The organism is Mesorhizobium sp. M0862, from assembly GCF_040319795.1.
In the GTDB taxonomy this organism is placed as follows: Bacteria; Pseudomonadota; Alphaproteobacteria; order Rhizobiales; family Rhizobiaceae; genus Mesorhizobium.
Genome location: NZ_JAMYOJ010000005.1, coordinates 170,835 through 184,526 on the forward strand (window position 1 = coordinate 170,835; position 13,692 = coordinate 184,526).

12 protein-coding genes are annotated in these 13,692 nt (G+C 63.5%); 8 read left to right on the forward strand and 4 right to left on the reverse strand.

The features are described 5' to 3' along the window. Positions 1-44 precede the first annotated feature (44 nt). From fabF to fabD, 4 genes are all read right to left on the reverse strand, one after another. Entirely contained in the window at positions 45-1,307 is a 1,263-nt protein-coding gene (gene fabF / locus NKI15_RS09850; protein ID WP_023685687.1) for a beta-ketoacyl-ACP synthase II, read from the reverse strand. Positions 1,308-1,341: 34 nt separating this feature from the next. Continuing rightward, the gene (locus NKI15_RS09855; RefSeq protein ID WP_006203723.1) at positions 1,342-1,578 is read right to left on the reverse strand and encodes an acyl carrier protein; all 237 of its coding nucleotides are present in this window, start codon (positions 1,576-1,578) and stop codon (positions 1,342-1,344) included. Between the two features lie 221 nt (positions 1,579-1,799). Further along, on the reverse strand, positions 1,800-2,537 hold the full coding sequence (fabG, locus tag NKI15_RS09860) for a 3-oxoacyl-[acyl-carrier-protein] reductase (RefSeq protein WP_023705359.1): 738 nt from the start codon (positions 2,535-2,537) through the stop codon (positions 1,800-1,802). A 60-nt stretch (positions 2,538-2,597) separates the two neighbouring features. Further along, positions 2,598-3,545, reverse strand: a complete 948-nt coding sequence (gene fabD / locus NKI15_RS09865; RefSeq protein ID WP_023705360.1) for an ACP S-malonyltransferase — start codon at positions 3,543-3,545, stop codon at positions 2,598-2,600. Positions 3,546-3,792: 247 nt separating this feature from the next. On the opposite strand from fabD, the gene NKI15_RS09870 reads away from it, so the two are divergent. The 8 genes from NKI15_RS09870 to radA all read left to right on the forward strand — a co-directional run bounded on the left by NKI15_RS09870 (position 3,793) and on the right by radA (position 13,685). Continuing rightward, on the forward strand, positions 3,793-5,751 hold the full coding sequence (locus tag NKI15_RS09870) for an LTA synthase family protein (protein ID WP_031196569.1): 1,959 nt from the start codon (positions 3,793-3,795) through the stop codon (positions 5,749-5,751). 312 nt (positions 5,752-6,063) lie between these two features. Then, positions 6,064-6,564 carry a 30S ribosomal protein S6 gene (gene rpsF, locus NKI15_RS09875; RefSeq protein ID WP_023672722.1) on the forward strand — a complete coding sequence of 167 codons (501 nt, stop codon included), beginning with the start codon at positions 6,064-6,066 and terminating at the stop codon, positions 6,562-6,564. Beyond that, on the forward strand, positions 6,564-6,812 hold the full coding sequence (rpsR, locus tag NKI15_RS09880; protein WP_006203718.1) for a 30S ribosomal protein S18: 249 nt from the start codon (positions 6,564-6,566) through the stop codon (positions 6,810-6,812). The genes rpsF and rpsR overlap by 1 nt, the downstream gene beginning before the upstream one ends. Positions 6,813-7,077: 265 nt before the next feature. Continuing rightward, complete coding sequence (gene rplI / locus NKI15_RS09885) at positions 7,078-7,665, forward strand: 50S ribosomal protein L9 (RefSeq protein ID WP_023672721.1); 588 nt, start codon at positions 7,078-7,080, stop codon at positions 7,663-7,665. A 186-nt stretch (positions 7,666-7,851) separates the two neighbouring features. Then, positions 7,852-9,201 carry a cyclopropane fatty acid synthase gene (locus NKI15_RS09890; RefSeq protein WP_023672720.1) on the forward strand — a complete coding sequence of 450 codons (1,350 nt, stop codon included), beginning with the start codon at positions 7,852-7,854 and terminating at the stop codon, positions 9,199-9,201. 157 nt (positions 9,202-9,358) lie between these two features. Further along, positions 9,359-10,336, forward strand: coding sequence for a small ribosomal subunit Rsm22 family protein (locus tag NKI15_RS09895; RefSeq protein WP_023705362.1), 978 nt, complete (start codon positions 9,359-9,361; stop codon positions 10,334-10,336). 221 nt (positions 10,337-10,557) lie between these two features. Then, complete coding sequence (locus tag NKI15_RS09900) at positions 10,558-12,051, forward strand: replicative DNA helicase (protein WP_023705363.1); 1,494 nt, start codon at positions 10,558-10,560, stop codon at positions 12,049-12,051. A gap of 230 nt (positions 12,052-12,281) precedes the next feature. Then, entirely contained in the window at positions 12,282-13,685 is a 1,404-nt protein-coding gene (radA, locus tag NKI15_RS09905) for a DNA repair protein RadA (protein ID WP_023672716.1), read from the forward strand. Positions 13,686-13,692 lie beyond the last annotated feature (7 nt).

Genomic DNA, 13,692 nt, shown 5'->3' on the forward strand with positions numbered 1-13,692 from the left:
GCAAAATTGACGACAGACCGCTGGCGCGCCGGTCGATACCGCAATCAGCCTGTATAACGCTGGAATACCAGCGAAGCGTTGGTGCCGCCGAAGCCGAAGGAGTTGGACAGCGCCACGTCGACCTGGCGATGCCGTGGCGTGTTCGGAACAAGATCGATCGCGGTTTCGCGTTCCGGGTTGTCAAGATTGATGGTGGCTGGCGCGATGTTGTCTCTGATAGCGAGGATCGAAAAGATCGCCTCGGCGGCGCCCGCGGCACCCAGGAGATGGCCGATCGACGACTTGGTCGACGACATCGAGATTTTCGAGGCGGCGTTGCCGACCAGCCGCTCGACGGCGCCGAGTTCGATCGTGTCGGCCATGGTCGAGGTGCCGTGCGCGTTGATGTAGTCGACGTCGGCGGGCGTCAGCTTGGCCCGGTTCAGCGCCGCCGTCATGCAGCGGAAGGCGCCGTCGCCGTCTTCGGCCGGTGCGGTGATGTGATAGGCATCGCCGGTCAGGCCGTAGCCGGTGACCTCGGCATAGATCTTGGCGCCGCGCGCCTTGGCGTGTTCGAGTTCTTCCAGCACCACGACGCCGGCGCCCTCGCCCATGACGAAGCCGTCACGGTCGCGGTCATAGGGACGCGAGGCCTTCTCAGGCGTGTCGTTGCGGTCGGTGGACAGTGCCCGGCAAGCAGCGAAGCCGGCAAGCGATAGTCTGGTCACCGGCGATTCCGCGCCGCCGGCCAGCATCACGTCGGCATCGCCGAAGATGATCAGCCGGGCGGCATCGCCAATGGCGTGCGCGCCGGTCGAGCAGGCGGTGACGACGGCGTGGTTGGGGCCTTTCAGCCCATGCCGGATCGATACCTGGCCAGATACCAGGTTGATAATGTTGCCGGGAATGAAGAATGGACTGATACGGCGCGGTCCGCGCTCTTTCAGGATGATAGCGTTCTCGGCGATGCCCTCGAGGCCGCCAATGCCGGAGCCGATCATGACGCCGGTGGCGCAGCGCTCGGCTTCGGTGCTGGGCTCCCAGCCGGAATCCTTCAGCGCTTCGTCGGCGGCCGCAATCCCGTAAAGGATGAAGTCGCCGATCTTGCGCAGTTCCTTGGGCTCGAGCACGGCTTCGGGATTGAGCGTGCCGTTGGTGCCGTCACCGCGAGGAATGACGTGGGCGATCTTGCAGGCAAGATCTTCCACTTCGAACTCGGTGACGCGCTTGGCGGCGCTGCGGCCGGTCAGAAGTTCCTTCCAGCTGTGCTCGAAGCCCATGCCGAACGGCGAAACCAGGCCAAGGCCCGTGACGACGACACGCCTCATCGCAGGTCCTCCCCGGTGATGACTGCGGATAGTGTCAGGCCGAAGCCTTGTCGATGTACTTCACGGCATCGCCGACGGTCAGGATGGTCTCGGCCGCATCGTCCGGAATCTCGACGCCGAACTCTTCTTCGAAGGCCATGACGAGTTCGACCGTGTCGAGGCTGTCCGCGCCCAGATCATCGATGAAGCTCGCCTGCTCCGTCACCTTGTCGGCATCGACGCCAAGATGTTCGATGACGATCTTCTTGACGCGCTCTGCGGTGTCACTCATTTGGGGCATCCTCGTCTTTTGTTTGTCTGTCTTCGTTAGCGGGCAGAATGCCGCTAATCAAGCTGAAAGATGGTCCTGCCGGAAACGCAACGATGCCGGACCGGTTTTTGCCCGAACCGCCGGGTTGCGGGCCGCATTACACGAAAAATGGCTGAGGTCCAAGGCGAAATGGTCTCTTTTCACAAGCCGGCCATGTCTTCTTATCACCCGGCAATATCCTGTCAGATCATGGCCATGCCACCGTTGACATGGATGGTCTGGCCGGTGACGTAGGCTGCCTCGTTGGAGGCGAGATAGGCGACGGCCGACGCCACTTCAACACTCGTGCCCATGCGGCGCGTCGGGATCGCGGCCATTATCGCGTCTTTCTGCTTGTCGTTGAGCTTGTCGGTCATGGCCGATTCGATAAAGCCCGGGGCGACGCAGTTGACGGTGATGTTGCGGGTGGCGATCTCCTGCGCCAGCGACTTGGAAAAGCCGATCATGCCGGCCTTGGAGGCGCAATAATTGGTCTGGCCAGGATTGCCGGTGACGCCGACCACCGAGGTGATGTTGATGATGCGGCCATGGCGGCGGCGCATCATCGGATGGGTCAGCTCGCGGGTCAGCCGGAACACGGCGGTGAGGTTCACCTCCAGCACGCTGTCCCAATCCGCGTCCGCCATGCGCACGAACAGGCCGTCCTTGGTGATGCCGGCATTGTTGACCAGTATGTCGACGCCTTCGAGTTCGGCTTCGGCCTTCTGGCCAAGCGCCTTGACCTCGTCACGGTCGGCAAGATTGGCCGGGAACAGCTTTACCCGGTCGCCGAGTTCGCCGGCCAGGGTCTCCAGTTTCTCGACGCGGGTGCCGTGCAAGCCGACAATGGCGCCTTGCGCATGCAGCACCCGGGCAATCGCCTCGCCAATGCCGCCCGATGCGCCGGTGACGAGCGCCTTGCGGCCGGTCAGTTCGAACATTTTCGTCTCCTGATCTTAAGAGAACACCCTTCCCACGGGAGGGGTTGAATCGCCAGTGGATTATGCAAGCGCGGCCAGCGCCGCCTCGACATCGGCCGGCGTGCCGACGGCCGATGTGGCGATGTCGCGGCTGATCCGCCGCGCCAGGCCGGAAAGCACCTTGCCGGCGCCGATCTCAAAGAGCGTGGCGACGCCATTGGCGCCGAACCACTCCACCGTTTCGCGCCAGCGCACGCGGCCGGTGATCTGCTCGACCAGGCGGCGCGCGATCTCGTCGGGGTCGCTGGTCGGGACTACAGTGACGTTGGAGACGACGGGCACCACCGGTGCATTCTTGGTCACGCCGGCCAGCGCCTCGCGCATGACATCGGCCGCCGGCGCCATCAGCGCCGAATGGAAGGGTGCGGAGACCTGCAGCATCAGCGCCCGCTTGGCGCCCTTTTCGGTGCACAGTTTCGCGGCGAGTTCCACCGCCGCCCTGGCGCCGGAGATCACCAGCTGGCCGCCGCCATTGTCGTTGGCGATCTGGCAGACCTTGCCGGATCCCGTTGCGGCCTCGGTGCAAGCGGCTTCGACGTCGGGCTGTTCCAGTCCGATGATCGCCGCCATGGCGCCCTCGCCGGCCGGCACCGCCGCCTGCATGGCGTTGCCGCGGATGCGCAGCAGCCGGGCGGCATCGGCGACCGAAACGAAACCGGCCGCGGCAAGGGCGGAATATTCGCCGAGCGAATGACCGGCAACGTAGGCAACCTTGTCCTTCAGCGAAAAGCCGCGCGCTTCCAGCGAGCGGATTCCCGCCAGCGAGACCGCCATCAGCGCCGGCTGGGCATTGGCAGTCAGGGTCAGCGCCTCTTCCGGGCCTTCCCAGATCAGTTTCGACAGCTTTTCGCCCAGCGCATCATCGACTTCCTCGAACACCCTGCGTGCCTCGGGGAAGGCGTCGGCGAGGTCCTTGCCCATGCCGACAGCCTGGCTGCCCTGTCCCGGAAAGGTGAATGCGACGGCCATTTGGGCGCTCTCCAGCGGCTGATTTTTCCTGCCTGTGACGCAAGGCGGACCGCCAAGTCAAGCCCGAAGGCGGCATTTCGGCTCTCGCTTGAACCGGAGCTGACCTCGAGTCCCTGTTCCCAAAGGCTTTTTGCCGATCACACCTGATGAAAACCGCTCACGAATCGTTTGCTGGCTCTTCTTATTTTCGCCACAGGCGCTAGCTTTTGCATGACAGTTCTATGACAGAACGGTGGCGCGAGTGGAAATGCGCGTTGCTTGGGCCGGGGGAAGAGACGTGGCTAGGATCAGGAAGGGCGCGACCGTACCCGCGCCACAGTTCTTGGAAGACGATCCGTCCACCGGCTACCTGCCGGGGCGCAGATGGCCGGTCATCCGCTACGGTCTGGTCACGCTGCTTGCCTCCGCCATCCTGGTGTTCGCCATCGAATGGATCGTGCGCGGCGACTTCTTCGGCACGGTCGACTTCTTCCTGCAGCCATTCAAGCCGGGCTGGACCACCATCATTGTCTTTGCATTGGTGCTGATGGGACTGGACGCCGTGCTTGGCCGCAGTCACCAGAGCCTGATGATCGTGGCGCCGCTGACGCTGGCGCTGGCCTTTGTCGGGCATCAGAAGTCGCATTATCTCGGCGATCCGCTCTACCCAACCGATTTTCTTTATTCGCGCCAGATCATGGCACTGATGCCGCTCCTGGTGCGCGAACGGCCCTGGACGGCGCTCGCCATGGCGGTCGGCATCGTCGCCGGCCTGTCGCTGCTGATCTATGGCTGGCGGTTGTGGCGCCGCAAGGTTCCGATCCTCAGCCGCAAAGGGCGGCTGGCGCGGCTGACGCTGGCAGTGCCGCTGCTCGCCTTCTTCGTCTCAATCATGGACTACGCCACCTTCTCGTGGACCCGCGACCGGCTGCAGATCATCCCGATCATGTGGGACCAGAAGGAGAACTACGCCTCCAACGGGTTTGCGCTGGCCTTCGCGCTCAACGTGCCGATGGCGCATGTCTCGGCGCCGGCGGGCTATTCCGACAAGGCGATCGACGCGATCGACAGGCCTGCTGTGGCGGCCTCGGTACCGGATGAGAAACCCGACATCATCGTGGTGATGAGCGAATCTTTCTGGGATCCGACCAAGCTGCCCGGCGTCACAATCACGCCTGACCCGATCCCCAATGTGAGGGCGCTGCGTTCCGGCTATATGTTTTCGCCGGAATTCGGCGGCATGACCGCCAACATCGAATTCGAGGCGCTGACCGGCTTTTCCAATGCCTTCCTGCCGGCGGGCTCGATCCCCTACCAGCAATATGTGCGCACGCCGACGCCGTCGCTGGCGACCTTCCTGAAAAGCGAGGGCTACCGGGCGCGCGCCATCCATCCGGGCACCAACTGGTTCTGGAACAGGGGCGCCGTCTATGCCGATTTCGGCTTCAACGATTTCCGCTCGGAAGAGACGCTGCCGCCACTGGAAAAGCGCGGGCCGCTGGCTTCCGATGCCTCGATGACCGACGAGATCATCGCAGAGGCCGACGCCAGCGAGCGGCCGGTGTTCTTCTTCGCCGTCAGCCTGCAGAACCACGGTCCCTACGAGCCGTACCGCTATTACAATCCGACCCACAAGGTCGCGGCGCCGATCAGCACATGGGCGCGGGAATCGCTGCTCAGCTATGCCGAAGGCTCCGCCGATGCCGATCGCGGCCTCGAGCGGCTGATCGAATGGGCGAAGAAGCGCGACCGGCCGACGGTCATCGCCTTCTTCGGCGACCATCTGCCGCCGCTCGGCCCCGTCTATGTCGAAACCGGTTACCTGAAGGACAATGTCGCGCCGCGCAAGGAACCGACGCCGGCGGCGGCACTGGAGCATCATCAGACGCCGCTGGTCATCTGGTCTAACCGCACCGGTCCGGCGCAGGATATGGGCGCCGTGAGCCCGGCCTTCCTGCCCTACCACATCCTGACAACGGCCGGGATCACGCACCCCTACTACACCGGCTTCCTGGGCGCGCTGCGCGAACGCTATCGCGTCGTCGACCGCAATCTGCTTTTGACACCGTCAGGTGAGGCCACGCCGGACTGGGCGCGGCAGAAGGACGTTGATCCGGCGATCAACGATTACCGCTTGCTGCAATACGACATGATGTTCGGCAAGCGTAAGGCGGCTCCGGACTTCTTCCCCGAAACGATCAACGGTGGTACCCCGCATACGAGTTGATGCCTGGTCTTTATCCAACCCTGCGACGCCAGGACGCTGTCCGGAGCATGCGTTACCCTTGCCTTCCAGCCAAATTGCTATATAGACGCCCGCAATCTGCCGGTCCTTGCTGGGGGCTGAACGGAGGGCCGGAGGTTTTACCCAAAACCTTCGTGTGAAGCCAGAAGCGCTTCCGCCTCCCGTGTCTCCGCTCTCGACCGTCTCGAAATGCTCCTTTCTTCCCCGCCCCTTCGGGATCAGCGGGTCAGAGAAGTTGCAGAGGCTTTTGCCGCGAGGATCCGGGAGAGAAACGAAGAAAGGCACTGAACCACTATGGCTCTATACGAACATGTGTTCCTTGCCCGGCAGGACCTCTCGCAGCAGCAGGTCGATGCGCTTGTCGAACAGTACAAGGGCGTCATCTCCGCAAATGGCGGGTCCGTCGGCCGGGTCGAGAACTGGGGACTGAAGTCCCTCACCTACCGGGTCAACAAGAACCGGAAGGCTTACTACACGCTTATGGACCTCAACTGCCCGCCGGCAGCGCTCAACGAGATGGAGCGCCAGATGGGCCTGTCCGAGGACGTGCTGCGTTTCCTGACCGTCAAGGTCGAGGCGCATGAGGAAGGCCCGTCGGCCATGATGCAGAAGCGCGAAGAGCGCTCGGAACGCGGCGGCTTCGGCGACCGCGACCGTGGTGATCGTGGTCCGCGCTCGTTCGGCGACCGTGATCGCGGCGACCGTGGCGATCGTCCGCCGCGCTCATTTGGCGACGCCGGTGGCGATCGTGGTCCGCGCCGTCCGCGCGAAGGCGTTGAAGGAGGTGCAGAATAATGGTCGACATCAATCAGATCCCGACCCGGCGCCCGTTCCATCGCCGCCGCAAGACCTGCCCGTTCTCCGGCGCCAACGCGCCCAAGATCGACTACAAGGACGTGCGTCTTCTGCAGCGCTACATTTCCGAGCGCGGCAAGATCGTGCCGTCGCGCATCACCGCCGTCAGCCAGAAGAAGCAGCGCGAACTCGCCAAGGCGATCAAGCGCGCCCGCTTCCTCGGCCTGCTGCCCTACGTGGTTCGCTAAGACTTTCGAGCGGGCGGTTCGCCGCCTGCTTCCTTCTCCCACGGCGACGGGCGCCGCAGGGGTAATTTGATGATGCATGTCGTTGTCCCAAAACCGGGACCACTTTTGGCGACATGCATTGAAATCCCGAGTTGAGCTGAAAAGCCTCTAACTGCCGCGACAGGCAGGACAGCGACACCGGCGCCAAGGCGCTCAGAGCTTCCTGACCTGTTCCATTCAATTCGGCGCCGATCCCGCGGTCGGTGCCAGACGAAGGAACAAGACCATGCAAGTGATTCTTCTCGAACGCGTTTCCCGCCTCGGCCAGATGGGTGATACCGTCAAGGTCAAGGACGGCTTTGCCCGCAACTTCCTCTTGCCGCAGGGCAAGGCGCTGCGCGCCAACGAAGCCAACAAGAAGAAGTTCGAAGGGCAGCGCGCGCAGCTCGAAGCCCGCAACCTCGAGCGCAAGTCGGAAGCCAGCCAGGTTGCCGAAAAGCTCGACGGCAAGAGCTTCATCGCCGTACGTTCGGCCGGCGAGACAGGCCAGCTCTACGGTTCGGTGTCGACCCGCGACATCGCCGACCTGCTGACCGCCGAAGGGTTCTCGGTCAACCGCAACCAGATCCAGCTCAACCAGCCGATCAAGACTATCGGCGTCACCAATGTGGCGATTGCGCTGCATCCGGAAGTCGAGGTCACCATCAGCCTCAACATCGCCCGCACGGCCGACGAAGCCGAGCGCCAGGCCAAGGGCGAGACGCTGACCACCGCCGAAGCCATCTATGGCGATGACATCAACGACAACGCACGGCCGGAGAACTTCTTCGACCCGAACACCGAGTTCGAAGGCGGCGAAGAAGACAACGCCTGATCCCGCACGGGGCCTGATCGGGAAGCGAGGGGAGCAGCGCTCCAATCACTTCCTCGTCATCCAGCCTTTCTGGACCAATGCCCGGGCCTCTCGCCCGGGCATTTTTGTGCCAAATGGAACTTTTCGAACCCCTATATATTGTTGCAGAATTGGTCCGCCAGTCTGACCGTGAGGGGACATTTGGTGATGAATATTCTGTTGAAGCGCGTTCTCGACCGCCTGGTGCGTACGGGCAATCTGAAAGTCACCGGGCCGAAGGGCTCGACAGTGGTTTTCGGCGACGGCAGCGGCGAGCCGGTGCATATGCACATCAAGACCGCGCATGCCGAGCGCGCCATTACCTTCGATCCGATGCTGGCCGTGCCGGAAGCCTATATGGACGGCGAACTCGACATCATCGAGGGCGGCGTACTGGGTATGATGCGCATCGCCTTCCAGAACATGGGCAGCGGCGGTATCGACGCCACCTGGTCGAAGGCCATCGAGGGTCTGCGCCACGCCTTTCGCCGCCTGCAGCAGATCAACACCGCATCACGGGCGCGCCGCAACGTGCAGCGCCACTATGATTTGTCGGGTGACCTCTACCGGCTCTTCCTAGACGACGACATGCAGTATTCCTGCGCCTATTTCGAACAGCCGGACATGACGCTCGACGAGGCGCAGATGGCCAAGAAACGCCATATCGCCGCCAAGCTCAGGCTAAAGGCCGGCCAGACCGTGCTCGATATCGGCTCCGGCTGGGGTGGGCTCGGCCTCTATCTCGCCAAGGCTTTCGATGTCGACGTGCAAGGCGTGACGCTGTCGACCGAGCAGCACGGCGTCGCCACCGACCGGGCGCATGCGCAAGGCTTGCAGGACCGCGTGCATTTCGACCTCAAGGACTACCGCGAACTCAACGAACGCTTCGACCGCATCGTCTCGGTCGGCATGTTCGAGCATGTCGGCGTCAACCACTTCCGCACTTTCTTCGACAAGTCGGCGACGCTGTTGAAGCCGGACGGCGTCATGCTCTTGCACACGATCGGCCGCTCCGGCGTGCCGTGGGCGACCAGCGCCTTCATCCGCAAGTACATTTTTCCGGGCGGCTACATTCCTTCGCTGTCGGAGGTGATGCCGGCGATCGAGAAGTCGGGCCTTGTAGTCACCGACATCGAGATTCTGCGGCTGCACTATGCCGATACGCTGAAGCATTGGGGCCAGCGCTTTGCCGCCAACCGGGACAAGGCCAAGGCCATCTATGACGAGCGCTTCTGCAGGATGTGGGAGTTCTATCTGGCGGCTTCGGAAGCCGCCTTCCGCTGGCAGGATCTGGTGATCTTCCAGATCCAGATCGCCAAGAAGAACGACACGCTGCCGATGACGCGCGACTACATGGCCAAATGTGAAAAGGCGCTCGAAATGCGCGAAATGGGGCATCGTCAGGAGGCGGCGGCCGCCGAGCCTGCTGTCGCCAGGTCTGTGCCTGCCAGGTCCGTTGCTGTCAGGTCCGTTGCGGCCAAGCCAGCGCGCCGTCGCAAGGTGGCGGATCGCGAATAACGCCTCGATTGCGATTGCCGCTTGCCATTGACGGCTCTGACACTGAAAAAGGTCTCGTTCTCGCGAGACCTTTTTTAATGACCTGCCTGCCCACCATCGCCACCACCCTTGTCGAGTTCGCCCGCGCCTCGGTGCTCGCGCCACGCGGAGCCTGAGCGTGGAACTCCCCGCCTCGCTGCGACAAGGCGTCGAGCGCCTGCTCGAAACGATACCGCTGGCGGTGCTGCGCCAGGCGGCGAAGACGCTGTCTGACCGCTACCGCGCCGAATTGCGCGACGGCCGCCTGCACATGGCCGAAGAGATGGCGGTAAAAGCCTATCTGGCGACGCGGCTGCCGGCGACCTACGCGGCGGTACGGGCCGGTCTCGACGAACTCGCCTATGCGCGGCCCGATTTCCAGCCAACGAGCTTGCTCGATGTCGGCGCCGGTCCTGGCACGGTGCTTTGGGCCACTACAGACCTGTGGCCCGACCTCGAAGAGGCGGTTCTGGTTGAAGCAAGCGCCGCGGTGCGCAAGGTTGGCCAGTCGCTCGCCCTTGATACCATCGCCACCAGGATGGACTGGCGCGCCGGCGACGTGACCATCGACCTTGCCGATCTCAAGCCTGCCGATCTGGTCACCTGCGCCTATGTGCTGGACGAGATCGCGCCGGCATCGCTGCCGAAGCTTGTCGGCCGGCTCTGGCAGTTGACCGGCGACACACTGCTGATCGTCGAGCCCGGCACACCGGCCGGCTGGCAGCGCATCCTGGCAGTGCGCAGGCAATTGCTGGAGGCCGGGGCGCACGTGCTGGCGCCTTGTCCGCATGAGGCGCCCTGCCCGCTTGAGCCGCCCGACTGGTGCCATTTTTCGCGCCGCGTCGCCCGCTCGCGCCGGCACCGCCTGGCCAAGGACGCCGACGTGCCGTGGGAGGACGAGAAATTCATCTACGTCGCGGCGTCGCGGCAAGCCGCGCCTGTACGTCAGCCGCGCGTGATTGCGCCGCCGAAATCGGGCTCCGGCAAGGTGCTGCTCAAACTGTGCCAGCCGGATGGCGGCGCCGGCGAGACACTTTTCACCAAGCGCGAGGGCGAGCTGTTCAAGGCAGCGCGGCGGCTGGACTGGGGCGATACATTGGACGGAAGAAGCGGGTAATCACCGAGATTGTTCTTGCTCTGTTCCAACGACTCGGATAGAAGTCAGCGCCTTTCTGAGTCAACCGGAATCGGGGCGCGGAAACACTCTTCTGTGGACGGTTTGCCGCCCCTGTGAACAACGGGGCATCGAGGTTGATTGGTCGTGCGGTGATGCAGAAAGGTCAGCACCGATTTATCTCGTTCTGATATCGAGAAGCCGGGATCAAAATCGGGGACATCATGGCAGAGGCAGCGCGAAAATTCGGCGTGGCGGAGCAGCAACCGCTTTATCGTGAAGCGCCGAACAACATCGAGGCCGAGCAGGCGCTGCTCGGCGCCATCCTCGTCAACAACGATGCCTTCTACCGCGTCTCCGACTTCCTCAAGGCCGGCCATTTCTACGAGCCGCTGCACCGGAAAATCTTCGAGGTCGCGGCCGAGCTAATCCGCATGGGCAAGGTGGCGACGCCGATCACGCTGAAAACCTTCCTGCCGGCCGACGAGAAGGTCGGCGACATGACGGTGGCGCAATATGTGGTTCGTCTGGCGGTCGAAGCCGTCACCGTCGTCAATGCCACCGATTATGGCCGCGCCATCTACGATCTGGCCACGCGCCGGGCACTGATTACCGTCGGCGAGGACATGGTCAACATCGCCTATGACGCGCCGGTCGACATGGCGCCGTCCGAACAGATCGAGGATGCCGAGCGGCGGCTGTTCGAACTGGCCGAAACCGGCCGCTATGATGGCGGCTTCGAGAGCTTCACCGACGCGGTCAAGACCGCCGTCGACATGGCCAACGCCGCCTATATGCGCGACGGCCATTTGTCGGGCCTCGCCACCGGCATGCGCGATCTCGACCGCCGCATGGGTGGCCTGCAGGCGTCGGATCTGATCATCATTGCCGGCCGTCCGGGCATGGGCAAGACGTCGCTCGCCACCAACATCGCCTTCAACATTGCCGAGATGTATGAGCCGGCGCAGCAGGCCGACGGCTCGTTCAAGGCAGCCAATGGCGGCGTCGTCGGCTTCTTCTCGCTGGAAATGTCGTCCGAGCAGCTCGCCACCCGCATCATTTCCGAACAGACGGAAATTTCGTCGTCAAAAATCCGCCGCGGCGAGATTTCGGAGATGGATTTCGAAAAGCTGGTCGCCTGCTCGCAGACCATGCAGAAGATCCCGCTGTTCATCGACCAGACCGGCGGTATCTCGATCGCGCAGCTGTCGGCGCGGGCGCGGCGGCTGAAGCGTCAGCGCGGCCTCGACCTCATCGTCATCGACTATATCCAGCTGATGCAGGGGTCGAGCGCGAAATCGTCACAGAACCGGGTGCAGGAAATCACCGAGATCACCACCGGCCTCAAGGCGCTGGCCAAGGAACTCTCCGTTCCGATCATCGCGCTGTCGCAGCTGTCGCGTCAGGTCGAAAGCCGCGAAGACAAACGCCCGCAGCTGTCCGATCTTCGCGAATCCGGCTCGATCGAGCAGGACGCCGACGTGGTGATGTTCGTCTACCGCGAGGAATATTATCTGAAGAACCGCGAACCGAAGCCCGGCACCGACGATTACATCAAGTGGGAACACGAGATGAACGAGATGCGCGGCAAGGCCGAAGTCATCGTCGCCAAGCAGCGCCACGGCCCGACAGGTTCGGTGAGCCTCGCCTTCCATGGCGAGTTCACACGGTTTTCCGACCTCGCCGAAGAGCATCATATTGCGGAGAGGTTCGAGTAGCTTTTTGGCCTACCGCAGCGCTCCGTCACACCCCCCTCTGGCCTGCCGGCCATCTCCCCCGCAAGGGGGGAGATCAGCAGCTTTGCGAATGGCGCTCATCTTGCGACGTTGGGGATTGGCGAAAGCAGCGACGATAGCCAATCTCCCCCCTTGCGGGGGAGATGTCCGGCAGGACAGAGGGGGGTGTGCAAGATCACCCTCCTTCGGTCATTTGCAGGCAGCATCACTCCATGGCTAAATCGCGCGTCCAGTTCATCTGCCAGAATTGCGGGTCGGTGCATCAGCGCTGGGCCGGCAAATGCGATGCCTGCGGCGAGTGGAACACACTCGTCGAGGAAGGCACGTCCGGCGGCATCGGCTCGGGACCGGCCAACACGCGCAATGCGCGCAAGGGCCGCGCCGTGGTGCTGACCAGCCTGTCCGGTGACATCGAGGATGCGCCGCGGATCATCTCCGGCATTGGCGAACTCGACCGCGCCACCGGCGGCGGTTTCGTGCGCGGCTCGGCGCTGCTGGTCGGCGGCGATCCCGGCATCGGCAAGTCGACGCTGCTTACCCAGGCCGCAGCAGCATTGGCGTCAAAAGGCCACCGCATCGTCTATGTCTCGGGCGAAGAGGCTGTCGCGCAGATCCGGCTGCGGGCGCAGCGGCTTGGCGTCGCCGACACGCCGGTCGAACTTGCCGCGGAGACCAATGTCGAGGATATCCTGGCAACAATAGCCGACGGCAGAAGGCCGGACCTCGTCATCCTCGATTCCATCCAGACGCTGTGGACCGACATGGCCGACTCGGCGCCCGGCACCGTCACCCAGGTGCGCGCCTCGGCGCAAGCGATGATCCGCTACGCCAAATCCACCGGTGCTGCCATCGTGCTGGTCGGCCATGTCACCAAGGAAGGCCAGATCGCCGGTCCGCGCGTCGTCGAGCACATGGTCGACGCCGTTCTCTATTTCGAAGGCGAAGGCGGCCATCACTACCGCATCCTGCGCACGGTGAAGAACCGTTTTGGGCCGACCGACGAGATCGGCGTCTTCGAGATGTCGGACAAGGGCTTGCGCGAGGTCGCCAATCCGTCGGAGCTGTTCCTCGGCGAACGCCACGCAAAATCGCCGGGTGCCGCGGTATTTGCCGGCATGGAAGGGACACGTCCGGTGCTGGTCGAGATCCAGGCACTGGTGGCGCCGTCCACATTGGGCACGCCGCGCCGTGCCGTCGTCGGCTGGGACGGCGCACGGCTGTCGATGATCCTTGCCGTACTCGAAGCCCATTGCGGCGTGCGCTTCGGCACCCACGATGTCTACCTCAACGTCGCCGGCGGCTACCGGATTTCCGAGCCGGCGGCCGATCTGGCGGTTGCCGCTGCACTGGTTTCGTCGCTCACCGGTCTTGCCCTTCCCGCCGATTGCGTCTATTTCGGCGAAATCAGCCTGTCGGGTGCAGTGAGGCCGGTTGCGCATGCGCAGCAGCGCCTTAAAGAGGCCGAAAAGCTGGGTTTTGGAAGTGCGGTTCTGCCCTTGGGCAGCGAGGAGGTTGTCGGGGGGATCGGGGCCGGCGCTTTCCAGCCGACCGAACTTGCCGATCTCGTCGCACGCATAGCCGGCTCACGGCGCAGCCGTGTCGACGTGGAAGATTGACGCGGCT